Below are 23404 nucleotides of genomic sequence, written 5' to 3' on the forward strand. Positions count from 1 at the left end.
GCCGGGTGGTACACACTCCAACCCCACATGGCGTGTAGGCCTCCCACCGGGGGAAGCGAGCCGGGACCGCCGTTGCCCCTGCCTCGCCGTTGCGGCCGGGACAACGTGGCGTGCGGCGGCAGCCGGGGCGAGACCGACCAACTCGCTCCCGGCCCCGCGGCCGCCGGAACCTCCCCCACTGCACCGAACCGGCCGCTCCGGCCTGCCCGGAACCGGCCCTCGAAAGGGATCACGTGCACGCAACGAGACGCAGGCTCATATCCGTGGTGGCCATGTCCGTCACCCTGCTCGCCGGCGCCGCCACCGCCTCCGTGGCCGTGGCCTCCGAGACCCCCGCCGCGGCCCCCGCGGCCGCGCTCGCCCCCACCGCGCCGGTCGAGAACCTGATCGTCGGCTACAAGTCGTCCGCCTCCGAGGCCAGCTCCAACAGCGCCGCCGCCGACGACGCCACCGCCAAGGGCAAGAAGGCCGGCAAGAAGGCGAAGTTCGACCGCCGCCTGGGCACCGGTGCCGCGCTGGTCAACCTCGGGGGGACCGTCGCGCCGGCCGAGGCCGCCGACGTGATGGCCCAGTTCCGTGCCGACCCGGACGTCGCCTACGTCGAGCCCGACACCCGTGCCTACGCCACGGCCGTGACCCCGAACGACACCGAGTACGCCAAGCAGTGGGACCTCTTCGAGTCCACCGCGGGCATGAACGTCCCGGCCGCCTGGGACAAGACCACCGGCTCCGGCGTCACCGTCGCCGTGATCGACACCGGCTACGTCGCCCACTCGGACCTCGCGTCGAACACCGTCGCCGGCTACGACTTCATCAGCACCGCCTCCTACGCCCGTGACGGCGGCGGCCGCGACAGCAACCCCGCCGACGAGGGCGACTGGAACGCCACCGACGGCGAGTGCGGCGTCGGCTCCAAGGCCAGCACCTCGTCCTGGCACGGCACCCACGTCGCGGGCACCATCGCCGCGGCCACGAACAACTCCAAGGGCGTCGCGGGCATCGCCTACGGCGCGAAGGTCCAGCACGTTCGCGTCCTCGGCAAGTGCGGCGGTTCCACCTCGGACATCGTCGACGCCATCACCTGGGCCTCCGGCGGCTCCGTCGCCGGCGTGCCGGCCAACGCCACCCCTGCCAAGGTCATCAACATGAGCCTCGGCGGCCCCGGCGCCTGCGGCACCAGCTACCAGAACGCGATCAACGCGGCCGTCGCCCGCGGCACGACCGTCGTCGTCGCCGCCGGCAACAGCAACGCCGACGCGGCCGGCTACTCGCCCGCCAGCTGCAACAACGTGATCAACGTGGCCGCCAGCAACCGCGCCGGGGACCGCTCGTACTACTCCAACTACGGCGCGATCATCGACATCGCCGCCCCGGGCGGTGAGACCCGCCGCGCCACGGACACGCCCGGCACCGTCACCACCCCCGAGAACGCGATCCTCTCGACCCTGAACGCGGGCACCACCACCCCGGGCGCCGAGATCTACAAGCCCTACCAGGGCACCAGCATGGCCGCCCCGCACGTCGCGGGCCTCGCCGCGCTGCTGAAGTCGGCGAACTCCGCGCTGACCCCGGCCCAGATCGAGACGGCGATCAAGAACAACGCCCGTCCGCTCGCCGGCACCTGCACCGGTGGCTGCGGCGCCGGCCTCGCCGACGCCGCCGCGACCGTCGCCGCCGTGACCTCGACCCCGCCGGCCCCGGCCTTCGAGAACACCTCGGACGTCACCATCGGTGACAACACCACGGTCGAGAGCCCGATCACCGTTACGGGGAAGACCGGCAACGCCCCGGCCGCCCTCAAGGTCGGCGTGAACATCCTCCACACCTACATCGGTGACCTCAAGGTCGACCTGATCGCCCCGGACGGCAGCGTCTACACGCTCCACAACCGCACGGGCAGCAGCACCGACAACATCAACCAGGTCTACACCGTCAACGCCTCCTCCGAGGTCGCGAACGGCACCTGGAAGCTCCGGGTCAACGACAACGCCGGCGGCGACACCGGCAAGATCGACTCCTGGAATCTCACCTTCTGAGACGGCTCCCGCCGACTCGGGGTCCGGCACCAACTCCGCCTGACGGAGCGATAGTACGGACCAATAGAATCCCCGGGCCTGCCGATACTACGGGTATCGGCAGGTCCGCCGGGTTTTCCGTGCCACGTGACTGAATTCTGCGTCACAATGCGGCTCCAGGGGCCGTCCGACCTCGTATTCTCGCCTCTCACAGGAAGGGCACAGAAGCTGGGGACTGGAAGGCTGGTGGCTGTGCGTGGTGGCGGCGACGGGGCACGCTGACACAAGTGTCGGACACGGAGAACTGATCAAGGCGGTCGACCGCGCGCTGACCACGCACGGCCGGGCGCTCCTGACCGGACCCGCAGGCGCGGGCAAGACCGAGGTCGTCCGCGCCGTCTCGGCCGCGGCCGAAGCGCGCCGTGAGAGCGTTCTCCGCCTCGCTCCCGAGGCGGCGGACCAATGGATACCCGAGGCCTCCGCCGCGGCCCTCCTCGCGTCCGTTCCCGCGGCCGCCCTGGCAGAGCTCTCCGGCCCCCAGCGCACCGCGATCGCCCTCCTGCGCCGCGAGGCCGACGCCCCCCGCGCCGGCCGCGACCACGTCGCACTGCGCCTGGCCGTCGTCGAGGTCCTCCGCACCCTCGCCGCCCGCCAGCCCGTCCTCCTCGTCATCGACAACGCCCAGTGGCTCGACGCCGAGAGCACCGACCTGCTCCGCTTCGCCCTGCGCCTCACCCCGCCCCGCGTGCGGGTCCTCGCCGCCGAACGCGTCCAGGGCGGTTCCCCGGTCGGCGAACCCCTCTGGGGCCCGGGGGTCCCCGCCGTACGGGTGCCCCCGCTCGGCGCCGACGAGGTCGCCGAACTGCTCGTGCGCCACGGCCTGCCCGCCCGCCTCGCCGGCCGCATCCACCAGGCCAGCGGCGGCAACCCCCGCCTGGCCCTCGCCCTCGGCCACTCCCTCGCCGAAGCCGCCGAGGCCCGCGACTGCAGCGCCCACCACGCCGACCCCCTGCCCGTCTCCGGACAGGCGCGCGAGGTCGCCCGCCGCCTCCTCGCCGGAGCCCCCGCCCAGGCCCGCCGCACCCTGCTGCTCGCCGCCCTCGCCTCCCGCCCCACCATCTCCCTGCTGCGCCGGGCCGGCCGCCCCGACGCCGAGGCCGAGCTGGCCGAGGCGGAACGGGCCGCGCTGGTCAGGGTCGGAGAGGACGGCAGCGTCGAGTTCACCGCCGGCGCCCTGCCCACCGCGCTCGCCGCCGATGCGGGGTGGCCCGATCGCGCCGCCGGACACGCGGCACTGGCCGCCGCCGTCGACGACCCCGTCCAGGCAGTACGCCACCGGGCGCTGGCCGTCGACACCCCCGACCAGCGGCTCGCCGCCGAGATCACCGAGGCCGCCGCGGTCTGCCGCAGCCGGGGCCAGCGGGCCCTCGCCGCCGAACTGGGCCTGCTCGCCGCCGAACGTACGCCGTCCCGGCTGGCCGACGAGGAACTGTCCCGCCTCGTCACCGCCGCCGAAGACGCCGGCTGGGCGGGCCGCGCCGACCTCGCGCGGCGCGCCTCCCGGGCCGTGCTGGCCCGCGACTCCACGCCCGCCGACCGGGTACGCGCCCGGCTCGCCGTGATCGACGCCGCGGGCCAGGCCCTCGGAGCACTCGACGAGACCTTCGCCTACGCCATGGACGAGGCCGCCGGGGACCCCGCCCTGCAGGCCGCCGTCCAGCTGCGGATCGCCTGGAAGCACAACCTCAGCGACGGCGACCCCGTCCGCTCCCGCGACGCCGCTGCCGAGGCCGGCACCCTCGCAGCCCTCGGCGGCGACCAGACCGCCGAGGCCATGGCCCTGACCGTACGGGCCCGCATGGGCCGCATCCTCGGGGACGCGGGAGCCGAGGAGATCCTCTCCGAGGCACTCGCCCTGCCCGCCCCCGAGGTGCCGCTCGGCATGCGCAACGCCCCGCAGTACCTCGCGGTGCGGCACGCCCTCTTCGACGACCGTCTCACCGACGCCCGGCGCCAGCTGATGGTGCTGCTGCCGGCCGTCCAGCGCACCGGTTCGGCAGAGGACGTCTTCGAGGTCCTGCGCAGCCTCACCGAGGTGGAACTGCGCAGCGGCCGGTGCGAGGCCGCCACCGCCCACGCCCGCCGGGCCCTGGAGCTGACCATCGAGGCAGGCCTCTCGCCCGGCCCCGCCTGGTACGTGGCGGCGATGGCCGAGACCATGGGCGGCAGCTTCGCGCGCGCCGAGAGCTTCGCACGTCGCGGCATCCAGGCCTCCCAGGAGGAACAGGACCAGGTCTTCCTCTCCCGCAGCCTGCACGCGCTCGGACTGATCGAACTGGCCAACGGCGAGGCGGCCAAGGCGGTCGCCACCCTGCGCCGCGTCGCCGAACTGGAGGCCGCCCAGCAGGTGGTGGACCCGTCGATCCTGCGCTGGCACGGCGAACTCGCCGAGGCCCTGATCGCCGCCGACGCCCCCGGCGAGGCCGCCGAACTGATCGACCCCGTCCGTGCGGTCGCCCATGAGCTCGGCCGGACCGGCGTCGTCGCCGCCCTCGACCGCGCCCGCGCCCTGTGCCGGTCCGCGCAGGGCGACGCGGACGCGGCCGTCCGGCTCCTGGAGGACACGGCGCAGCGCTTCGAAGCCCTCGGGCTGCCGTTGGAACGGGGCCGTACGCTGCTCGCCCTCGCCCGGGTGGAGCGCCGCCGCCGGCGCCGGGCACCGGCCCGTGCCGCGCTCCGGGCCGCGGCCGAGGTGTTCGACCGGGCCGGAGCCGCACCCTGGACGGAGCTCGCCCGGGAACCGGCCCAGGGTGAGGGAGCCGGCTCCCCGGTCACCGCGGCCGCGGCCCTGACCGACGCCGAGACCCGCCTTGCGCTGCTCGTCAGCCAGGGCGCCAGCAACCAGGAGGCCGCGGCGAAGCTGTTCCTCAGCGTCAAGACCGTCGAGGCCCGGCTGACCCGCATCTACCAGAAGCTCGACGTACGGTCACGGGCCCAGCTGGCCACCGCGCTGCGCACGCGGTGACCGTACGGCACGCCGGGTCAGCAGCTCAGGTTGCTGCCCGGCGTGACGCCCAGCAGCTGGGTGAAGCTCTGGTACTTCGAGATCCGGCTCTGGACCTGGGCGGGGTTGCCGCCGTTGCACTCCAGGGAGCCGTTGATGGAGCGGATGGTCTCGCCGAATCCGGCGCCGTTGACCATGGCGGCGTGGGCGGTCATGGTGCCGGGACCGTTCTGGGTGTTCCAGTACCAGAGCGCCGTCTTCATGGCGACGGCCGGATCCTGCTCCACGAGGTACGGGTTGGCCAGCAGGTTGATGCCGAGCGCGTCACCGGCCGCCTTGTAGTTGAAGTTCCAGCTGAGCTGGATGGGCCCGCGGCCGTAATAGGCGGCCTGCCCGGCCGGACAGCCGTACGGCTGGGTCGCGTCGCAGTAGTGGGGGTAGTTGGCGGTGTTCTGCTCCACGATGTGTACGAGTCCGCCGGTCTCGTGGGAGACGTTGGCGAGGAAGGCGGCGGCCTCCCGGCGCTTGACGGTGTCGTCGCCGGTCTTGGCGAAGCCGGGGTACGCGGACAGTGCCGCGACCAGGCCGTTGTAGGTGTAGAAGGGATTCCGGTTCGGGAACATCTGGTTGAACTGGGCCTCGGAGACCACGAATCCGGACGGGTCGGGATCCGGGTCCTGGCCGCCCCCGCCGCCGCAGACGCCCTGGTCCGCCCAGACGCCCCACTGGCCGGTGGTGCCGGGGGTCTCGCCCTGGGTCCACCACTTGGCCTGCCAGTTGCGACCGCCGTACGAGGCGCTCATGCCGTTCGTGTAGACGGCGGACGAGGCCCAGGCGGAGGCGCAGGGGGCAGCTGCCGAGGCGGAGGAGGAGGGAAGGGCGATGGCGAGACCGGCCGTGACGGCCGCGGCGGCGACCAGGCTGAGGGCGCGGCGGCGAAGCGCACGTATCACGTAACTGCTCCTTCAGTGGGGGGACTTGCCGTGGGGCAACAGCGCCCACTGAAACGGAATGGTCTGAACCTGTCAAGGTCTAGACCAAAAGGAAACGCCGGTGCCACGCGTGACGCGTGGCACCGGCGCGATGGAACCGATCAGCTTCCGGCGGAGAGGTTGCCGGAGAGGACCGGGATGTTGCTGGCGATGTGCGAGAGGGCCTCGTCACCCTTGGCCTGGGTGGAGTTCTCGGCGCACTGCTGGTTCTGCGGGTTGGACAGGACGTTGACGTCCTGGACGCCGATGTTGGCGAGGACCGCGAGCAGGGACTGGGCGTTGACCTTGGCCGGCAGGCCGACGCAGAGCTTGTTGAGGGAGCCCTGGATGGGGGCGAGCTGCGGGCTCTGGTTGCCGCGGGTCTCCGCGTTGCCGTAGATCTGCGCCGAGTCGTTGCCGTTCACGGTGTTGACGCCGTTGTCGTTGCCGATCGCCATCGCGGGCGAGGCGGCGGCGGCGCCCGCGCCGAGCACGGCGGCGGTGGCGGCGGCGGTGGCCATGAACTTCTTGAGCATCTGGGGGATCCTTCGGTCGCACTGTCGCATGAGATAGCTGCCCACGGCGGGACGCGCTGATCAACTGCCGGCAGTGCCCGGGGTTATGCCCCCTCACCCGAGTGGCCCAATGATCCGTCGGACCGGCCGGGCCCCGCCGCGGTGGCGGCGGGGTCCGGACCGCTGGATCCGCAGGCTCAGCCGCTCTTGCGGCGGACCTTCTTGTTCTTGCCGCTCGCGGCGCTGCTGGAGCCCTGGACCTTGTTCCGGTTCTGGTGTGCCTGCTGGGAGTGGGCCTTCGCGGCGTTGCGCTCCAGGGCCTCCCGGAACCGGCGCTTGGCCGCGTCGGCCGGGGATTCGTCCTGCGGAGCGTCTGTTTCGTCAGCCATGTGTCCTCCTGGGGTGATCAAGCGGCCCCAGTCTGTCAGTCGCCGTACGCGCTGACCAGCGAGTTCCTGGAGACCCCAAGGGTGGCTTGGAGAGGTTATAAGCTTGGGTTATGAGGGCATAAACCGACACCGGGTGCTGAGTTAGGCTTACCTTCGTTTAGGGTTCCCTTTGATCCGACTTGATCCACCTTGCCGTCGCTCGAAGGGAACCTCTGCCATGCCTCGCCCTCTGCGGGTAGCAATCGTCGGTGCCGGCCCGGCCGGCATCTATGCCGCCGACGCGCTGCTGAAGTCCGAGGCCGCCGTTGATCCCGGTGTGTCCATAGACCTCTTCGAGCGCATGCCCGCGCCCTTCGGACTGATCCGCTACGGCGTCGCCCCGGACCACCCGCGCATCAAGGGCATCATCACCGCCCTGCACCAGGTGCTCGACAAGCCGCAGGTCCGCCTCTTCGGCAACGTCGACTACCCGGGCGACATCAGCCTCGACGAGCTGCGGTCCTTCTACGACGCCGTGATCTTCTCCACGGGCGCCACGGCCGACCGCGAGCTCCGCATCCCCGGCGTCGACCTCGACGGCTCCTACGGCGCCGCCGACTTCGTCTCCTGGTACGACGGCCACCCGGACGTGCCGCGCACCTGGCCGCTGGAGGCCGAGAAGGTCGCCGTCCTCGGCGTCGGCAACGTCGCCCTGGACGTCGCGCGCATCCTCGCCAAGACGGCCGACGAGCTGCTGCCCACCGAGATCCCGGCCAACGTCCACGACGGCCTGAAGGCCAACAAGGCCCTCGAGGTGCACGTCTTCGGCCGCCGCGGTCCGGCCCAGGCCAAGTTCAGCCCGATGGAGCTGCGCGAGCTGGACCACTCGCCCAACATCGAGGTCATCGTCAACCCCGAGGACATCGACTACGACGACGGCTCGATCGCCGAGCGCCGCGGGAACAAGCAGACCGACATGGTCGCCAAGACCCTGGAGAACTGGGCGATCCGCGACATCGGCGACCGCCCGCACAAGCTGTTCCTGCACTTCTTCGAGTCGCCCTCCGAGATCCTCGGCGAGGACGGCAAGGTCGCGGGTCTGCGGACCGAGCGCACCGAGCTGGACGGCACCGGCAACGTCAAGGGCACCGGCCGGTTCACCGACTGGGACGTGCAGTCCGTGTACCGCGCGGTCGGCTACCTCTCCGACGAGCTGCCCAAGCTCCCCTGGGACGTCGAGTCCGGCACGGTCCCGGACGAGGGCGGCCGCGTGATCGACGCCGGCGGCCCCATGCAGTCGACGTACGTGACCGGCTGGATCCGTCGCGGCCCGATCGGCCTGATCGGCCACACCAAGGGCGACGCGAACGAGACCGTCGGGAACCTGCTCGCCGACCACGCCGAGGGCCGCCTGGGCACGCCGGCGTCGCCGGAGCCGGAAGCGGTCGAGGCCTTCCTCGCCGAGCGCAGCGTGCGCTACACCACGTGGGAGGGCTGGTACCGGCTGGATGCGGCCGAGAAGGCCCTCGGCGAGCCCCAGGGCCGTGCGCGCGTGAAGATCGTGGAGCGCGAGGGAATGCTCGACGCGAGCGGCGCCTGACCGCAAGGGGGGCCGGGACCCGGACGGGTCCCGGCCCCCTCGCGCGTCGAGCGGCCAGGGTGTCCTTCGTACGGGGGACGACCGCTCGGGCGCGGAATGCCGCGCCGCCTACGGGAGTTGGACAGGAGCACGACGGACGACCCCGAGGCACTGGAGAGCTCATGAAGATCGGCATCATCGGCGCGGGCAACATCGGCGGCAACCTCACCCGCCGGCTCACCGCCCTCGGACACGAGGTGGCGGTGGCCAACTCGCGGGGACCCGAGACCCTGGCCGCACTCGCTGAGGAGACCGGCGCGACCGCCGTCACCGTGGCCGAAGCTGCGCGCGGCGCCGAGATCGTCGTCGTCACCATCCCGTTCAAGAACGTGCCCGACCTGCCCGCCGGCCTCTTCGACGGGGCGGCCCCGGGCTTCGCGGTCATCGACACCGGCAACTACTACCCGCGGCAGCGCGACGGACGGATCGCCGGCGTGGAGGACGACGGCCTGACCGAGAGCCGCTGGACCGAGAAGCAGCTCGGACACCCCGTGATCAAGGCTTTCAACGGCACGTACGCCCAGGACATCCTCGACCGGCACCGCCCGGCCGGCGCCGCGGACCGGATCGCGCTGCCCGTGGCGGGCGACGACGAGGTGGCGAAGAAGGCCGTACGCGACCTCATCGAGCAGCTCGGCTTCGACACGGTCGACTCCGGCGGCCTCGACGACTCCTGGCGGCAGCAGCCCGACACGCCCGTCTACGGGCTCCGGGAGGGCGTCGAAGGAGTCACCCGGGCCCTCGCCGAGGCCTCCCCGGACCGCCCGGAGGGCTTCCGCGGCTGACGGGACCGGGCGCGGCGGGAACCCCTGTCCGGGCAACGGGACGAGCCCTGCCGGCCGCGGGAACGGCCGCCCGCGGTGCTGCGTCTCAGCGGGCAGACGGAGAGGCCGGGCCGGGAGAACGGGACGGCGGCGAAAGGCGGGGCGGTGCGGTGCGGGAACGCCGAGGGGCGGGAGCGGGTCTGGTGGCCGTCGCGGTGGGGCTGCCCCTGCTCGTGGCCGCGATCGTCATGGCGGTCGTGTTCACGGGTACCGGTGTCGTGGGGCGCAGCCCGCTGCACCGTGCCGTGGACGGGTACCTCGAAGCGGTGGGCGGTGGCGGAACCGTACCGGCCGCCGGGCCGGGAAGCGGGTGCCCCGACGGCGCCCCGGATCCCGCGGACGCCCTGCGGGGCCTCGCACCGCGGTTCGGGCACCACATCGTGTCGTCCACCGAGAGCGGCGACAGCGCCGCCGTCAACGTGGACCTCGTCCCGGCCGGCGACGGCCGGGACGGCGGCGACCCGGTGGCGGTGCTCCTGGAACTGCGCCGTACCGGGGACCGCTGGGACGTCTGCGCGGCGTCCGCGGGCCGTCTGGCGATCGACCCCTTCTGAGGTCCGCGTTGCGAGTGGCGGGGCCGGACCGCCGGCGGCTCAGGAGTCCCCGCCCCGCTCCAGTACGCCGCGTACGAAGGCCGCCTGGCCGGCGTGCTGGAGGTCGTCGGAGACCACGCTGACCAGGCGCACTCCGAGCGTGACCGGCGGGTCCCAGCGCTCGTCGACCACCCGGTCCAGGTCGGCGGCCGCGAGCCCCCGGACGAAGCCCAGGGTCTGCTCGTGCACCGCGTCGAAGTAGCCCAGGAGCAGCTCGCCCGAGTCGACCCGGACCGTGCCCGCCTGTCGCGCCGAATGGCCGTATCCGGTGGACCCGGCGGGCAGCGGCAGGTCGAACCGCTCCGCCCAGCCCCCGGCCTGCCACACCTGCTCCGAACCCGCTGCGGCCGCGATGTGGTCGTCCTGGATCCGGGTCAGGTGCCAGACCAGCCAGGTGATCGAGTTCGCCGCCGGGTCGACGCGGGCGTTCAGCAGCTCCGCCGGTACCCCGTCCACGGCCTCGTGCACGACCTCCCGGATCCGACCGAAACCGTCCGCGATGACGTCCGTAGCCTTCATGCACCCACCATGCAAGGCCCGGCGGCCCGCCCGGCGCGAACGACACGCGGGGGCGGGCCGCCGGGTCGGCGGTCACGCGGGTCAGCCGACGGCGTCGGCCTTCTCGGGCCGGGCGGTCCGGGCCGGTTCGGCCGCGGCGGGCCGCTCGGGGGCTGCCGCGACGGGTCCCCGGCCGCCGCGCAGGCCGAGCCAGCCGATCAGCCCGACCAGGGCGAAGGCCGCGGCCCCGATCGCGAAGGTGAGGGTGAACCCGGACTCGGCGGGCAGCGGGGGCACCCCCGCGGGGAGGTGCTCGATCGTCTTGGAGGCCAGGATCGTGGTGACGACGGCGCTGCCGATCGCGCTGCCCGTCGAGCGGGAGATCGAGTTGATGCCGTTGGCGATGCCGCTCTGGTGCGGCGGGACGCTGGACATGATCACGGCGGGCATGGCGGCGTAGCCGAAGCTGACGGCCGCCCCGACGACCAGGCCGGAGCCGATCACCGAGAACGCGTGGCTGTGGTCCGCCGCGAGCCAGGCGAAGCCGACCGCTCCCAGTGCGGCGGCCATGCCCAGGGCGACGCGCGGACCGCGGTGGCGCACGATCTGGCCGCCGATGGGGGAGGCCAGCAGCGAGACGATCGCGCTGGGCAGCAGGAACTGTACGGAGGCGCGCAGGATCGAGGCGTCGAAGCCGTAGCCGGTGAGCGCCTCGGGCATCTGCACCAGGTACGAGACGCCGAGGAAGCTCGCGAACATGCCGAAGCCGACGAAGAGGCCGGCCAGATTGGCCATGAGCACCGGGCGGTGCACGAACATCTTCATGTCGACCAGGGGCTCGCGGACCTTGAGCTCGGTCACCACCCACACGGCGGCCATGACGGCGGCGCCGGCGAAGCTGCCCAGCGTACGGCCGGAGGTCCAGCCCCACTCGTGGCCCTGCGAGATCGCCAGCAGGAGCAGCAGCAGCGCGGCACCGAGGGTCAGGGCGCCGAGGAAGTCGGTGCGCCCGCCCGTCCTGGTACGGGTGGCGGGAACCAGGAAGACCACGGAGAACAGGGCGAGGACCGCGAGTCCGGTCGCCATCCAGAAGGCGTTGCGGTAGTCCGCGTCCGGTCCCGAGGTGAGCAGGCCGGTGGCCACGAGCGCGAGGCCGCTGCCGAACGCGAGCGTGCCGCTGACCAGGGCCATCGCACCGGGCAGCTTCTGCGGGCGGACCTCTTCGCGCAGCACCGAGAGTGCGAGCGGGAAGATCGCGGTGGCGGCGCCCTGGAGGACGCGGCCCAGGATCAGCAGCGGGAGCGAAGTGGCCAGCGCCGTGAGGACGGAGCCGGCGACCATCACGCCGAGGACGGCCACCAGGGTGGGCTTCTTGCCGTGCTGGTCGCCGAACCGGCCGAGGAGCGGCGTGAAGACCGCCGCCGACAGCAGGGTGGCCGTGGTCACCCAGCTCACGTTCGCGGTCGAGGTGCCGAGGTCGTCGCGGATCAGGCCGAGGATGGGGACCGGCAGGGTCTGCATCATCGACACGACCATCGCGGCGAGGCTCAGGGCGAAGACGATGACCGTCTCGTTGCGCTGCCCGGAGGCAGGGGCGGCTGCGGATGGGGTGCTCATGGCTGGGGGGACCTTCTTCGTGTTTCGGAGCTGAGGAGCTTCGGAACCCATATGTTTGATGTCATCAAGTAACTCGATCGAAGGTAGAGGTCGATATTTCAGGTAGTCAAGTAAACAATTGATAATGTGAAGCATCCTGAGTAGGCTCCAAGGCATGAGCGAGACCGCCATCCACCCCACGAAGGTCCAGCTGCTGGAGCTGCTCGCCGCCATCGGCACCGCCCAGTGGCGCGAGTTCGCCGCGGCCGCGGCCCAGTACGGCCTCACCCCCACCCAGGCCCGGGTCCTCGCCCAGCTGGACGGCCCGGTGCCCATGCGCGGCCTCGCCGCCCTGCTGGTCTGTGACGCGTCCAACGTGACCGGCATCGTGGACCGCCTGGAGGCCCGTGAGCTCGTGCGCCGGGAACCGTCACCCGCCGACCGCCGCGTCAAGAACGTGGTGGCCACGGAGGCAGGCCGGGACGTCATCCGCCGGGTACGGGAGGAGATGCAGTCGGCGCACGGCGCGCTCGACACCCTCGACGAGACCGAGAGCGCGACGCTCTACGCCCTGCTGGCCCGCCTGCGGCCGTCGATGGAGAAGAGCTAGTCTCGACCCCCGTGGACACCCTTCAGAAGATCAACGACGTGCCCGTCCTGATGTGCGGGGCCGAGGGCGAGACCATCGCGGGTGAACGCGAGGCGCTGGACTGCATCGGCAACGCCTCCTACCAGGGCGCCGAGTGGGCGGTCATCCCCGTCGAGCGCTTCGACGAGGCGTTCTTCCGGCTGAGCACCCGGGTCGCGGGCGAGATCATCCAGAAGTTCGTCCAGTACCGGATGGGCATCGTCGTCCTCGGCGACATCTCCCGCCACACGGCGGACAGCACGGCGCTGCGGGACTTCGTCCGCGAGTGCAACCGGGGCCGCCAGACGTGGTTCCTCGCCGATGCCGAGGAGCTGCGCGGCCGGCTGGCCGGGACCGGGGCGTGAGCGGCGGCGACGTCCGCCTCCTGCGCGCGGCCGACCGCCCCGCCACGGTGTGGAAGAACGGCGGGGGAGTCACCCGGGAGATCGCCGCCTGGCCCGCGGACGCCGACATGGACTCGTTCCGGTGGCGGGCGAGCCTGGCCGAGGTGGCCGCGGACGGCCCCTTCTCTGCCTTCCCCGGCATCGACCGCACCCTCACGCTCGCCGAGGGCGCGGGCATGGACCTCGTCGTGGGCGGTGTGCACCGGCTCGTGGCCGAACGCTTCGCGCCGCAGGACTTCGCGGGGGACGAGCCGACCGACTGCCGGCTCGTCTCCGGCCCCGTCGTGAACTTCAACGTGATGTACCGCCGCGGCGCGGCGACGGCCGAGACCGCCGTCGTACGGGGCCGCCTCACCCTGGCCGCAGAACCCGGCGAGACCCTGCTGGTGGTCGCCCTGGACGGCCCGGCGACGCTCGAAGCGGCATGGGGCCCGGGCCACGCCCTGGGCCCCTACGACGCCGCCCTCGCGCGGGGGCCGTTCACCGGACGGCTACGGACCGACGGCCGGGCGGCCGTGGTCCGCCTGCGGTAGCACGGCCGACGGCCCGTGGGTCGAGCTGTACGTGGCGGAGCCGCCGGTGTCCGCGACGACGGTCGGGCAGACGGCACAGGCCGCGGCCCCGCGCTGTGCGAACCAGCGGCAGTCGCGGCGGATGCCGCAGACCGGCAGTGACCCGCCGTCCTGCGGCACGGCCGTGCCGTCCGTGCCCTCCGGGTCGTCGAGGATGTGGTCGATGACGCCGCAGGCGGTCCCGGTCCACTGCGCGCAGGCGGCTTCCGAGCAGGGTGCGGTGAACCGGTAGCGCATCTCGGGGCGACCCGCGGCGTCGAGCCGGTCGGCGAAGGCCCGGTCGACGAAGACGGGCTCGGGCAGGTAGGCCAGCCGCCCGCCGCCGGTCATCACGCCCAGCACCGCGGAGCCCTCGCGGCAGACACTGCTGGGGCAGCTGCGCGGCCTCGCCGGCCGCTCCTCCTCACCGTTGCCCACCGGGCTCATCGCTGGAATCCGGCCTCCTCCTCGGCGAACCTCTGGAGGTCCTGCACCATTACCTCCCGGGGCACGCCGTGCCACCAGACCTTCGGATTCAGCCGCACGGCGACGGCGTCGCGCGGCCCGAAGTCGCCCAGCGCCAGCGCCCCGGCCTGGGCGACGGCCCGGCCGATCCGCTCCTGCTGCTCGTCGCTCAGCTCGACACCGGTGACGACGAACGTGAACTCGTTCTTGTTGTTGCCGCCCATGCTGACTCCTCTGTCCGGGACGGTCGGTTCCCCGCTCGACCGTAGGAGCGGGGACGTAATGCCGCGATCGGTGCGGATCGAGCGGGTGAAGATCCGGGGCCGGTGAAGGTACCCGCCCGGGCCGGGCCCGGGCGGGGCTCAGCGGGTGCCGAGCTTGACCCACTTCGCCGTGCTGGGGACGCCCTTCGCGTCCAGCAGGAAGAGCATGTAGTGGCCCGGCGGAGCGTCGGCCGCGCCCGGCGGGGTCCGCAGCCCGATCCGGTCGCCCTGGACGCCGGTGAGCCGCAGGTCCAGGTGGCGCTGGCTGGTGTTCACCGAATGCGTGACCGTCGTCGGGGCCAGCAGGACGGCGCGCTTCACGTCCTTCGCCGTCGAGCTGGACACCTGGAAGGCCGCGTCGTAGCGAAGGTCGCCCGCCGGGACCCGGCCGAGGGCCGGCCGGGCGCCCCGGTGCAGATAGGCGGGCTCGTAGAGCTCGATGCTCCCGTCCATCCCGTCCCTGATGTCGGGATCGTTGGCGATCTGCTGGAGTTCGTCGCCGGTGACCATCATCCGGCCGTCGGGCAGGATCAGGGCGTTGGAGTGGTAGCCGCGGGGCAGCCGCTGGGCGGGCCCCAGCTTCCAGCGGCCCTGCGCGTCGCGCACCTCGATCTGCCGGTACTTCAGATCGGCCTTCGGATTGAACGGGCCGTGGCCGTAGTCCCGGGTGTCCAGGGCTCCGTTCACGGTGAGCAGCGTGCCGTCCGGCAGGATCAGGGTGCCGTCCTGGGTGCGGCCGAAGGCCCTGGGCTCCTCGGTCGTCCAGCGTCCGCCGGACAGCCGGTAGGTGTGCGGGTCGCGCGGGTCGCCGCCGAGGACCAGGACGGAGTCCGGGCCCCGGAAGCCGGCCGGCAGCGGCACGGCCGAACCGTAGCCGCGGAAGTCGGCGGGCCGCCGGGGCAGGTCGCTGCGTACGTCCTTGACCGGGTCGAAGAGCCACTGCTGGTCCGCGTCGCGGCCGAGGCCGTAGACCATCCCGTCGCGCAGCGAGAAGAGGTGCGGGTAGTCGTTGCGGAAGGGGGCGTCCGAGCGGAGCCGCTCGGCGGGGACGCCGGCCGGGATGTCGTACGGCCGCCACGGCACGCGGTGCCCCAGTGCCGGGAAGCGCTCCACCACCGGGGTGGGGGTGCCGGTGCCGCGCTCGGACTGGCCGGACATGATGATCTGCCGGCCGTCCGCCCCGGTCACGACGGAGGGGTACCAGCGGCCGACGGCCATGTCGCGGTTGCGGAACCACTTCTCGGTCCACGGGTCGAAGACGAAGGACAGCTTTGCGCCGCTGCCGCCCTTGCCGCCGACGTTGCCGCCGAAGACTCCGACCATTCCGTTGGGCAGGTACGAGTGCCCGGCGCAGAAGAACGGTGCCGGGCGCGGGGAGTAGGTGCCGTCGGGCATCAGCACCAGCGGCGGCGGCACGTTCCGGAAGGCCCGGGCCCCGGTCCCCTCGGCCGGGTTCCAGAGCCAGGCGCGGCCCGCGTTGGTCCGCCCGACGGTGTTCGTCGGCCCGGTCTCCTTCGTGGGGTCGGCCTCCACGCGTTCGAAGGAGAACAGCAGCACCTTGCCCGTGGGCAGCAGGGCCACGTGGACGCCGAAGTCGGGGGAGGGGAAGAACTGTGCGAAGCGGCCGAACCGGGCCGCGTCGAAAGCGGCGTTGGCCTTGCGCTGGGACTCCTCCAGCGAGGCCAGGCTCGCCGTCCGCTTCGACTGCGGGTATCCCCGGGTGCCCTGGGCGGCCCGGCGCAGCCCCGCGTGGGCGCGGGCATGGTCCTCGCCGAGCACGGCGGCCTCGTCGCCGGTGTGGTGGACCGCGGCCCGCGCCGGAGCGGGCGGCCCGGCCGTCGGGACGGCCAGGGCGGCAGCGAGGGCCAGCACCGACAGGACGGCGGACCGTGGTGCGCGGGACATGGGACTCCTCACCGCAGGAGGGCCCGGAGCCGAGACCGGCTCCGCACCCGCTGATGGCCTGAAGGATCTCGGCGATATTAGGACAAAGGGAATGCCCGGGTGGCCGCGACCCGGCGTGATCGGCGCTCTCCGAAGGCCTCTTGGGGCCGTTCGGCGGGGGGATATGTGGCGGTTTATCGTTTCTGCGGTGAATCGCTACGACCGTCAAGGTGAGACCGCGTACCCGCCGACCGGCCGCGCCCGCCGCGGACCGCTATCCATGTCGGTGTGATCAAGTCGCTCCGTACCGGATTCACCGCAGCCGCCGTGACCGCAACGCTCGTCACGCTCAGCCCCTCCGCGGGGGCCTCCCCCTCGGCCCCCCTCGACCAGGTGACCGTGGACGTCGCCACGGTCAACGGATCGGGCTGCCGCCCCGGCAGCGCCACCGTCGCCGTGTCGCCCGACAACTCGGCCTTCACCGTCACCTACAGCGAGTACCTGGCCCAGGCCGGCGGCGGAGCCCCCGCCGTCGAGGGTCGCAAGAACTGCCTCCTGTCCCTCGACGTGCACGTCCCGCAGGGCTACACCTACGCCATCGCGAAGGTCGACTACCGGGGCTTCGGCAGCCTCCAGCCGGGCGCGATCGGCACCCAGAAGGCCAGCTACTACTTCCAGGGCATGAGCCAGACCGCCTACCGGACCCACCGGTTCGACGGCGCCCTCGACGACAACTGGCAGGCCACCGACACCACGGGCATCGAGGCCCTGGCCTGGTCGCCCTGCGGCGAGCAGCGCAACTTCAACATCAACACCGAACTGCGCGCGGAGGTGGGCACGTCCGACCCGTCGAAGACCAGCTTCATGGCCCTGGACTCGACGGACGGCAGCATCAACAGCGTCTACCACTTCTCCTGGAAGCAGTGCGCCCGGCGGTGACCGGGCAGGACCCGGGGCCCGCCGCCGCGCGGGCCCCGCGTCAGCCCGACGCGCGCTGGACCAGGGCCGTCTCGGTTATCACCGGACCCGGCACGGCCCTGCCCTCGCGGCTGTCGGCCAGCCGCTCCATCAGCAGCCGCGCCATCATCCGCCCCATGCCCTCGATGTCCTGACGCACGGTCGTCAGCGGCGGGTCGGCGCTCTCCGCCACCGGCTCGGCGTCGTCGAAGCCGACCACCGCCACCTCCGCCGGGACCGCCCGGCCGCGTTCCCGCAGGACGCGCAGCGCACCGGTCGCCATCAGGTCGTTGCCGGCGAACACCGCGTCGATCGAGGGGTCGCGGTCCAGCAGTTCGGCCATCGCGCGGGCCCCGCCCGCCGCGGTGAAGTCCCCCACGGAGACCAGCTCGGGCTCCGCGGCCGGGAGCACGTCGTGGTAGCCGCTGAGCCGGTCGGCCGCCGAAGTCTGGTCGAGCGGGCCGCAGATGTGCGCGATCCGCCGCCGCCCCTGCGCGAGCAGGTGCCGTACGGCGTCCCGGGCGCCCCCGCGGTTGTCCGCGTCGACGTACGTCACCCTGTCGTCCTCGCCGGGCCCGGCGGTCCAGCCGGGGCGTCCGCCGTAGACCATGGGCATGCCAATGCGGCTGGCGATGGCGGGCAGTGGGTCGTCGGTGTGCAGCGAGAAGGCGAGCGCCCCGTCGACATGGCCTCCGGCCAGGTACCGCTCGATGCGGTCGTAGTCGCAGAGGTCCTCCACCAGCAGCAGCACCAGCTGGGTGTCGTGCGCGGTCAACTCCTTGCTGATACCGCGTATCTGACGGGAGAAGAACGGGTCCGAGAAGATCCGGGCCTCGGGCTCGGGGATGATCACCGCGACGGCGCCGGTGCGCCGGGTGACCAGCGTCCGCGCCGCGTGGTTCGGGATGTATCCCAGCTCCTGGATCGCCGTCTGCACCCGGTCCGCCAGATGCGGGCGGACCCCGTCGCCGCCGTTGACCACACGGGAGACCGTGGCCCTCGACACGCCCGCGAGCGCCGCGACGGCCTCCAGGGTGGGACGGCTGCCGGAACGCGGTTCGGGCACGTGATTTCCTCCATGATCCACAGGCGGTGGCCTCGCCGAACAGAAGGGTAACGGGTGATCAACGCAGGGTGTGAGGTCAGGTGGGCAGCGGTGTGCGTTCCGGCGGGACGGCGGCTGCCTCGAAGAGCGGTCCTCGGGTCGCGGCCCTACATGTGGGACTGGCCGTAGTAGTGGCCGAAGCGGTCCATGAAGTTCGGCTCGCCCGCGTACTTGGCCTCGTCGTAGTCCGGAGCGTTCTTGATCTGCTCCTTGGTCAGGTTGAGGTAGACCTTCTCCTCCGCCGTGTCGATGCGCTCGACGACGCCGGCCGGCAGCAGGACGTGCTTGCCGAAGATCCAGACCCCCGTGTCGACGACGATGTGGGAGGCCTGGAAGTCGGCGGAGTGCTTGTCGACCTTTCCGATGTGGCCGTCGGTCGCCTCGACCTTGTAGCCCACGAGATCGATGCCGCCGTGGTGCCCGGCGTCCGCGCGGTATCCCCAGATGTCCTTGTCGTTCACGGCTCTCGCCTCTCTGTACCCGTACGTGTGCCCGTACCCGTGCCCGCCCCGGAGCCGGACGGGAGTGCCACCAGGCGCCTCCCCGCAAATGACCGGCTCACGCCCAGGATGCCGGAGGGATCACCCTCCCGCGCGCGCCCGCCCGCCGCGGGGCGCGCGCATGCACCGCGGCAGCACGGGTAGGCGCTCCACACCCCCAGCGCCCTCCCGGAGAGGAGCCGACACGATGACGCGGCACGCACCGGCGGAGAAGAACACCGGACGCACGGCCGAACGGCGAGGGGAGGCCGCCCACGTCGTGGTCGTCGGGGCCACGGGCAACGTCGGGACCAGCGTGGTGCTGGCCCTCGCCGAAGACCCGACCGTCGGCTCCGTCCTCGGCCTGGCCCGCAGGCTTCCCCAGTGGCGGCCGCCGAAGACGCGCTGGCAGGCCGTGGACGTGGAACCCGGCGGTGCGGACCTGGCCCCGCTCTTCACCGGCGCAGACGCCGTCATCCACCTTGCGTGGAAATTCCAGCCCACCCACCACCCCGCGGAGACCTGGCGCACCAACGTCCTGGGCAGCATCCGCGTCTTCGAGGCCGTGGCCGCCGCCGGCGTGCCCGCCCTCGTGCACGCGTCGTCGGTCGGCGCCTACTCACCGGGACCGAAGGACCGCGCCGTCGACGAGTCCTGGCCCACCCACGGCTGGCCGCAGGCCGCCTACACCCGGGAGAAGGCCTATCTCGAACGGGTCCTCGACACCTACGAACGCACCCATCCGGACATCCGGGTCGTGCGGATGCGGCCGGGCTTCCTCTTCAAGCGGCAGTCCGCCTCCGAACAGCGCCGCATCTTCGCGGGCCGGCTGCTCCCGAGCCGGTTCCTGCGCCCCGAGCTCCTGCCCGCCGTGCCCGACCTGGCCGGGCTCCGGTTCCAGGCCCTGCACACCGACGACGCGGCCGCGGCCTACCGGGCAGCGGCCCTGCTCCCCGTCCGCGGGCCCTTCAACCTGGCGGCCGACCCGCCGCTGGACGCGGAGGTCCTCTCCCGGATCCTCGACGCCCGGCGCCTGCCGATGCCGACGGCGCCCGTTCGGGCCGCGCTCGCCGCGGCGTGGCGGCTGCACCTGGTCCCGGCCTCGCCGGACCTGTTCGACGCCGTCCTGAGGCTGCCGCTCATGGACACCTCGCGGGCGCGCGGGGAACTGTCATGGGAGCCCCTGCACACCTCGGTGGAGGCCGTCGAGGAGTTCCTCGACGGCCTCCGTGCGGGAGCGGGCATGGACACCGCCCCGCTGGCCGCGGACGCCAAGCCCGCCGGGCGCTTCGCGAGGTCCGGCGGGCGGCTCTGAACCGCCCCGGCGGGCCGATGCCACACCGGGGCGGGCTCAGGTCTCAGGTGCCCACCCGGGCGGGCTCAGCTCTCAGGACCGGCTCGGCCCGGGCAGGCCGTGCAGGCCCCCTCGGCGCCATACGGCCTGCGCGGCGTGCGGCGTCGCGGCCCGGCCGCGCGCCTCGCGGGCGAAGAGCTGCGACGCGCAGGCGCTGCGCATGGCCTCCAGGGCGCGGATCTGCTGCTCCGCCCGCCGGATGAGCTCCTCGAGCTGGGAGGTGTCGATCCGCGAGTCGGTGCGGGCCAGGCTGCGCAGCGAACGCCAACAGGCCGCCTTGCCCTCCACACCGACGCGCATCGCCTCCAGCTCGAGGACGTCGCTGAGCGGGGAGCGGGACAGGATCCGCCCGTTGAGTTTCAGCCTGCCCACCCGCTCGGCGAGCCGGCCGAGGGCGGCCCGCGTCCGCATCACGGGAACGTCGAGATCGGCCATCAGGGTGTGCAGGCTCTCCCGGTCCTCGGCCACCTGCTCGGCCAGCGACTCCAGGGACGTGCCGAGGGTGCCGCCCCGGTGTGCCTCCGCGGCCCGGCGGAGCATCTCGACGCCGCCGTTGGCGCCGGTCAGGTGGTCGTTGAGGTAGATGGCCAGGAAGGTGGGGGCGCGGCCCGTGGGGGGCCGGTGGCTCCGGTTGCTCCGGCTGTGGCTCCGGTTCACTCCGGCCTCCTCAGGGGGATCGCCGGGGCGTGGCGGGCCGGTCGTCGTCCGGTCCCGTCCAGCGGGTGCCCCGGCCGGACCCGCCGGAGTCCGCCGGCCGGTCGAGGCGGCTCGCCTCGTCCGTGTCCGCGGCGCGCGTGGTCCCGTCGTCCTTGCCCGGCTTTCCGGTGTGCGGTGTCCGGCTCCGCCGGCCCTCGTCGCCGCGGTGCGCCCCGTCGCCGTGGTGCAGGGGTACTCCGCCTGCTCCGCCCTGGTCGTCCATGACAGTTCCTCTCGTGTCGCCGGAACCTCCCCTCACCCGGCGCGTGCCCGGCCGCGGGGACGGGAAACCCCTCAGCGCCCTCGGCGCCGCGCTCACACGGCCGCCGTCGTCCTCGCCAGGCTGTCGACCACGTCGGCCGGCCGGCCGCGCCGGACGAGGGCGGCACGCTGACGGGCCGCTCCGCCGCCCTCCGCACGCAGCCGGTCCAGCAGCGTGTCCACCATGCCCAGGTCGCCGGCCGCGGCGAGCCCCGGAGCGGCCCGCTCGCGCAGCCGGTCCAGCATGTCCCACACCGGCACATGCGCTCCGCCGACCGGATCGAGGCCCTCACCGCCGCCCAGCCCGTGCAGGGCCGCGAGCCGGTGGGCCTCCCGCAGCCACCCGCATTCCAGGAACGGCGGCGGCCTGCCCTCGTCGCGCTCCGGCAGCAGCACCCCGGCCAGCCCGCGGACGAGCGCCGCCAGCAGGACGACGGTGTCGAGGCGGGCGTTCACGTCGGCGACGCGGATCTCCAGCGTCGGCACGTGCTCGGACGGGCGGGCGTACCAGTAGATCATCCGCCGGTCCAGCAGGGCCCCGCACTGCACCAGATCGTGGGCGATGCGCTCGTACGAGGCCTCGTCCAGGAAGGGAGCCGGCCCCACCGTGGGCCAGCGGGCGTGTTCCACCGCCCGCCAGCTCGCATGGCCGGTGTCCCTGCCGCGGTCGAAGGGGGAGTTCGCGCTGAGCGCCTGCAGGGTGGGCAGCCAGGGCCGGAGCCGGTTGGCCAGGTCCAGCGCCTGTGCCCGCGAGGACACCCCGATGTGGACGTGGCATCCGCACACCGGCTGGTCGCAGCCTCCCAAGGCCGAGGCGAAGCGGACCGCCATCCGCCGGTAGCGTTCGTCCGGTGTGATGGTCAGCGGATGCTCCGGCGGGATCACCGGCGTGCCGGTGCCGACGAGCAGGCAGTCCTGTGCCTCCGCGGCCCGGACCAGCTCGGCCCGCAGCCACGCCAGCTCGGCGCGCAGCACGGCCGTGCTCGACGTGGGGCTCGTGCACGTTTCGACCTGAGCGGTGAAGAACTCCGGCTGGACCAGGGGCCCGAGTCTGCCGGAGGCCGCCTGTATGACCCCTGCCGCGCGGCCCACCGGGGCCCTGCTGCGACGGTCGACGAGCAGGAACTCCTCCTCCACGCCCATGGTCGGCACGGTGGCAGCGGCGGAGCGGCTGCTTCCCGCTCGGAGGGGCGCGAGGGTCCGGCTCCCGTGACGGGGCGCCGACGGGGACACGGCCAGTGACATCGGGGGTCCTCTCGGTGAGGGTGGACGCCGCCGGCAACCGATGTGGGACCGGCCGGCCGAGGCGGTGGTGCCGTCCTTGAAGGCCCTCCTCTGCGCTGCGCCTACCCGCCGGACCACCCCTCACTCGGGGCCGCGGCCGCGGCTAGAGTTCCGGAATGAAAGGGAGGTAGTCCGCGTCCGGACCGGACGGGAGGACCGCGTAACTGCTCTCCGGGAGTTCGTTCCACACGCCCGGTAGGTCTCCCAGCGGCTCGGAGACCACGATGCGCGTGTCGTCGGACACCTCCCTGAGGTAGTCGATCTCCGGATAGAGGTGCCGCACCGTATCGGCCCTGCTGCTGTAGTAGAGGGAGCGCGACTTGCCCTGGCTGGAGTACCGGAAGGCCCACACGCGCTCGCCGTCGCTCACCGCCACCGTCATCTGGAGCGGTTCCGCCACGCCGTGCTCCTTGCCGAGCCGTTCCACCAGCCCGGCCATCCTCGCCACTGCCCCCGGGGGGTCCTGGTCGAGCCCGTAGGTCACCGCGAGGTAGAACATCACCTCGGAGTCCGTGGACCCCTCGATGCACGAGAACAGGGCCGGGTCGACGGCCATGCACAGATCCCGCTGCAGCCGGTGGAAGTCCCCGATCGCCCCGTTGTGCATCCACAGCCAGCGGCCGTGCCGGAAGGGATGGCAGTTCGTCTGCTGGATCGCCGAACCGGTCGAGGCCCGGACATGCGCGAAGAACAGCGGCGAGCGGACGTGCGCGGCGAGCTCCTGCAGGTTCCGGTTGTTCCAGGCGGGCCCGATGTCGCGGAACACCGCGGGCGTGCCGTTGCCGTCCGCGCTGTACCAGCCGAGTCCGAAGCCGTCGCCGTTGGTCGATTCCACTCCCAGCCGGGACTTCAGGCTCTGGTTGATCAGCGAGTGCTCGGGGCGGTAGAGCACGGTGTCGAGCAGGACGGGCGTACCCGAGTAGGCGAGCCACCGACACATGCGCACCATCCCTTTCGCGGCTTGCTCCGAGGGTAACTCCGCGGACGGCGCCCTTCCCGCGGGGCGGCGGGCGCGCCGGGCCCACGATGCGGGACCACAGCCGGGCGCGT

24 protein-coding genes are annotated in these 23404 nt (G+C 72.9%); 10 read left to right on the forward strand and 14 right to left on the reverse strand.

Annotated features, from left to right (window positions below; genetic code table 11):
- Positions 1 to 272 precede the first annotated feature (272 nt).
- Entirely contained in the window at positions 273 to 2036 is a 1764-nt protein-coding gene (locus E6U81_RS03705) for a S8 family serine peptidase (RefSeq protein WP_136228911.1), read from the forward strand.
- A 235-nt stretch (positions 2037 to 2271) separates the two neighbouring features.
- Positions 2272 to 5040 (forward strand): AAA family ATPase, encoded by a 2769-nt coding sequence (locus tag E6U81_RS41635; protein WP_276615793.1) that lies wholly within the window; start codon positions 2272 to 2274, stop codon positions 5038 to 5040.
- Between the two features lie 17 nt (positions 5041 to 5057).
- On the opposite strand, the gene E6U81_RS03715 is transcribed toward E6U81_RS41635, so the two are convergent.
- From E6U81_RS03715 to E6U81_RS03725, 3 genes are all read right to left on the reverse strand, one after another.
- On the reverse strand, positions 5058 to 5972 hold the full coding sequence (locus tag E6U81_RS03715; RefSeq protein WP_240803609.1) for a glycoside hydrolase family 19 protein: 915 nt from the start codon (positions 5970 to 5972) through the stop codon (positions 5058 to 5060).
- A gap of 140 nt (positions 5973 to 6112) precedes the next feature.
- Positions 6113 to 6526, reverse strand: coding sequence for a rodlin (locus tag E6U81_RS03720; RefSeq protein ID WP_136228620.1), 414 nt, complete (start codon positions 6524 to 6526; stop codon positions 6113 to 6115).
- Positions 6527 to 6702: 176 nt separating this feature from the next.
- On the reverse strand, positions 6703 to 6894 hold the full coding sequence (locus tag E6U81_RS03725) for a DUF5302 domain-containing protein (RefSeq protein WP_136228621.1): 192 nt from the start codon (positions 6892 to 6894) through the stop codon (positions 6703 to 6705).
- A 217-nt stretch (positions 6895 to 7111) separates the two neighbouring features.
- Between E6U81_RS03725 and E6U81_RS03730 the strand changes: the two genes are divergently transcribed.
- From E6U81_RS03730 to E6U81_RS03740, 3 genes are all read left to right on the forward strand, one after another.
- Positions 7112 to 8473, forward strand: a complete 1362-nt coding sequence (locus tag E6U81_RS03730; protein ID WP_136228622.1) for an FAD-dependent oxidoreductase — start codon at positions 7112 to 7114, stop codon at positions 8471 to 8473.
- A gap of 161 nt (positions 8474 to 8634) precedes the next feature.
- A complete protein-coding gene (locus E6U81_RS03735) occupies positions 8635 to 9297 on the forward strand; it encodes an NAD(P)-binding domain-containing protein (protein WP_136228623.1) in 663 nt (220 codons plus the stop codon).
- Positions 9298 to 9479: 182 nt separating this feature from the next.
- Positions 9480 to 9890 (forward strand): hypothetical protein, encoded by a 411-nt coding sequence (locus E6U81_RS03740; RefSeq protein ID WP_136228624.1) that lies wholly within the window; start codon positions 9480 to 9482, stop codon positions 9888 to 9890.
- A gap of 39 nt (positions 9891 to 9929) precedes the next feature.
- Here E6U81_RS03740 and E6U81_RS03745 read toward each other — a convergent pair whose 3' ends face one another.
- On the reverse strand, positions 9930 to 10448 hold the full coding sequence (locus tag E6U81_RS03745) for a DinB family protein (RefSeq protein ID WP_136228625.1): 519 nt from the start codon (positions 10446 to 10448) through the stop codon (positions 9930 to 9932).
- 81 nt (positions 10449 to 10529) lie between these two features.
- Positions 10530 to 12044, reverse strand: a complete 1515-nt coding sequence (locus E6U81_RS03750) for an MFS transporter (RefSeq protein WP_136228626.1) — start codon at positions 12042 to 12044, stop codon at positions 10530 to 10532.
- Between the two features lie 154 nt (positions 12045 to 12198).
- Between E6U81_RS03750 and E6U81_RS03755 the strand changes: the two genes are divergently transcribed.
- The 3 genes from E6U81_RS03755 to E6U81_RS03765 are packed head-to-tail and all read left to right on the forward strand — an operon-like array spanning position 12199 to position 13588.
- On the forward strand, positions 12199 to 12633 hold the full coding sequence (locus E6U81_RS03755; protein ID WP_136228627.1) for a MarR family transcriptional regulator: 435 nt from the start codon (positions 12199 to 12201) through the stop codon (positions 12631 to 12633).
- An 11-nt stretch (positions 12634 to 12644) separates the two neighbouring features.
- Entirely contained in the window at positions 12645 to 13016 is a 372-nt protein-coding gene (locus E6U81_RS03760; protein ID WP_136228628.1) for a DUF4180 domain-containing protein, read from the forward strand.
- A complete protein-coding gene (locus tag E6U81_RS03765) occupies positions 13013 to 13588 on the forward strand; it encodes a HutD family protein (protein WP_136228629.1) in 576 nt (191 codons plus the stop codon). The genes E6U81_RS03760 and E6U81_RS03765 overlap by 4 nt, the downstream gene beginning before the upstream one ends.
- On the opposite strand, the gene E6U81_RS03770 is transcribed toward E6U81_RS03765, so the two are convergent.
- From E6U81_RS03770 to E6U81_RS03780, 3 genes are all read right to left on the reverse strand, one after another.
- A complete protein-coding gene (locus tag E6U81_RS03770; RefSeq protein WP_136228630.1) occupies positions 13547 to 14053 on the reverse strand; it encodes a hypothetical protein in 507 nt (168 codons plus the stop codon). The genes E6U81_RS03765 and E6U81_RS03770 overlap by 42 nt on opposite strands.
- Complete coding sequence (locus E6U81_RS03775) at positions 14050 to 14295, reverse strand: hypothetical protein (RefSeq protein ID WP_136228631.1); 246 nt, start codon at positions 14293 to 14295, stop codon at positions 14050 to 14052. Before E6U81_RS03775 ends, E6U81_RS03770 begins: the two co-directional genes overlap by 4 nt.
- A gap of 138 nt (positions 14296 to 14433) precedes the next feature.
- A complete protein-coding gene (locus E6U81_RS03780) occupies positions 14434 to 16239 on the reverse strand; it encodes a glyoxal oxidase (RefSeq protein WP_136228632.1) in 1806 nt (601 codons plus the stop codon).
- Between the two features lie 267 nt (positions 16240 to 16506).
- Here E6U81_RS03780 and E6U81_RS03785 point away from each other — a divergent pair, with 267 nt between their 5' ends.
- Complete coding sequence (locus tag E6U81_RS03785; protein ID WP_136228633.1) at positions 16507 to 17157, forward strand: DUF4360 domain-containing protein; 651 nt, start codon at positions 16507 to 16509, stop codon at positions 17155 to 17157.
- 40 nt (positions 17158 to 17197) lie between these two features.
- Here the strand turns inward: E6U81_RS03785 and E6U81_RS03790 are convergent, their stop codons facing one another.
- A complete protein-coding gene (locus E6U81_RS03790; RefSeq protein ID WP_136228634.1) occupies positions 17198 to 18241 on the reverse strand; it encodes a LacI family DNA-binding transcriptional regulator in 1044 nt (347 codons plus the stop codon).
- Between the two features lie 146 nt (positions 18242 to 18387).
- Positions 18388 to 18741, reverse strand: coding sequence for a PRC-barrel domain containing protein (locus E6U81_RS03795; protein WP_136228635.1), 354 nt, complete (start codon positions 18739 to 18741; stop codon positions 18388 to 18390).
- A gap of 298 nt (positions 18742 to 19039) precedes the next feature.
- Between E6U81_RS03795 and E6U81_RS03800 the strand changes: the two genes are divergently transcribed.
- The gene (locus E6U81_RS03800; RefSeq protein ID WP_240803657.1) at positions 19040 to 20074 is read left to right on the forward strand and encodes an NAD-dependent epimerase/dehydratase family protein; all 1035 of its coding nucleotides are present in this window, start codon (positions 19040 to 19042) and stop codon (positions 20072 to 20074) included.
- Between the two features lie 72 nt (positions 20075 to 20146).
- On the opposite strand, the gene E6U81_RS03805 is transcribed toward E6U81_RS03800, so the two are convergent.
- From E6U81_RS03805 to E6U81_RS03820, 4 genes are all read right to left on the reverse strand, one after another.
- Entirely contained in the window at positions 20147 to 20770 is a 624-nt protein-coding gene (locus E6U81_RS03805; RefSeq protein ID WP_206309830.1) for a hypothetical protein, read from the reverse strand.
- Between the two features lie 10 nt (positions 20771 to 20780).
- On the reverse strand, positions 20781 to 21032 hold the full coding sequence (locus E6U81_RS03810) for a hypothetical protein (protein WP_136228637.1): 252 nt from the start codon (positions 21030 to 21032) through the stop codon (positions 20781 to 20783).
- 92 nt (positions 21033 to 21124) lie between these two features.
- Entirely contained in the window at positions 21125 to 22213 is a 1089-nt protein-coding gene (locus E6U81_RS03815) for a glutamate--cysteine ligase (protein ID WP_240803610.1), read from the reverse strand.
- Positions 22214 to 22457: 244 nt separating this feature from the next.
- Positions 22458 to 23294, reverse strand: a complete 837-nt coding sequence (locus tag E6U81_RS03820; protein WP_136228639.1) for a class II glutamine amidotransferase — start codon at positions 23292 to 23294, stop codon at positions 22458 to 22460.
- Between the last annotated feature and the right edge of the window lie 110 nt (positions 23295 to 23404).

Origin of the sequence: Streptomyces sp. A0592 (assembly GCF_004795115.1) — a bacterium.
Taxonomy (GTDB): Bacteria; Actinomycetota; Actinomycetes; order Streptomycetales; family Streptomycetaceae; genus Streptomyces; species Streptomyces erythrochromogenes.

What these genes read in the sequence shown, in the direction of transcription:
- E6U81_RS03705 (WP_136228911.1), top strand. Translation starts at nt 273, where the DNA reads ATGTCCGTCACCCTGCTCGCCGGCGCCGCCACCGCCTCCGTGGCCGTG.
- E6U81_RS03720 (WP_136228620.1), bottom strand. Translation starts at nt 6,526, where the DNA reads ATGCTCAAGAAGTTCATGGCCACCGCCGCCGCCACCGCCGCCGTGCTC.
- E6U81_RS03725 (WP_136228621.1), bottom strand. Translation starts at nt 6,894, where the DNA reads ATGGCTGACGAAACAGACGCTCCGCAGGACGAATCCCCGGCCGACGCG.
- E6U81_RS03730 (WP_136228622.1), top strand. Translation starts at nt 7,112, where the DNA reads ATGCCTCGCCCTCTGCGGGTAGCAATCGTCGGTGCCGGCCCGGCCGGC.
- E6U81_RS03735 (WP_136228623.1), top strand. Translation starts at nt 8,635, where the DNA reads ATGAAGATCGGCATCATCGGCGCGGGCAACATCGGCGGCAACCTCACC.
- E6U81_RS03745 (WP_136228625.1), bottom strand. Translation starts at nt 10,448, where the DNA reads ATGAAGGCTACGGACGTCATCGCGGACGGTTTCGGTCGGATCCGGGAG.
- E6U81_RS03750 (WP_136228626.1), bottom strand. Translation starts at nt 12,044, where the DNA reads ATGAGCACCCCATCCGCAGCCGCCCCTGCCTCCGGGCAGCGCAACGAG.
- E6U81_RS03755 (WP_136228627.1), top strand. Translation starts at nt 12,199, where the DNA reads ATGAGCGAGACCGCCATCCACCCCACGAAGGTCCAGCTGCTGGAGCTG.
- E6U81_RS03770 (WP_136228630.1), bottom strand. Translation starts at nt 14,053, where the DNA reads ATGAGCCCGGTGGGCAACGGTGAGGAGGAGCGGCCGGCGAGGCCGCGC.
- E6U81_RS03775 (WP_136228631.1), bottom strand. Translation starts at nt 14,295, where the DNA reads ATGGGCGGCAACAACAAGAACGAGTTCACGTTCGTCGTCACCGGTGTC.
- E6U81_RS03780 (WP_136228632.1), bottom strand. Translation starts at nt 16,239, where the DNA reads ATGTCCCGCGCACCACGGTCCGCCGTCCTGTCGGTGCTGGCCCTCGCT.
- E6U81_RS03810 (WP_136228637.1), bottom strand. Translation starts at nt 21,032, where the DNA reads ATGGACGACCAGGGCGGAGCAGGCGGAGTACCCCTGCACCACGGCGAC.
- E6U81_RS03815 (WP_240803610.1), bottom strand. Translation starts at nt 22,213, where the DNA reads ATGGGCGTGGAGGAGGAGTTCCTGCTCGTCGACCGTCGCAGCAGGGCC.
- E6U81_RS03820 (WP_136228639.1), bottom strand. Translation starts at nt 23,294, where the DNA reads ATGTGTCGGTGGCTCGCCTACTCGGGTACGCCCGTCCTGCTCGACACC.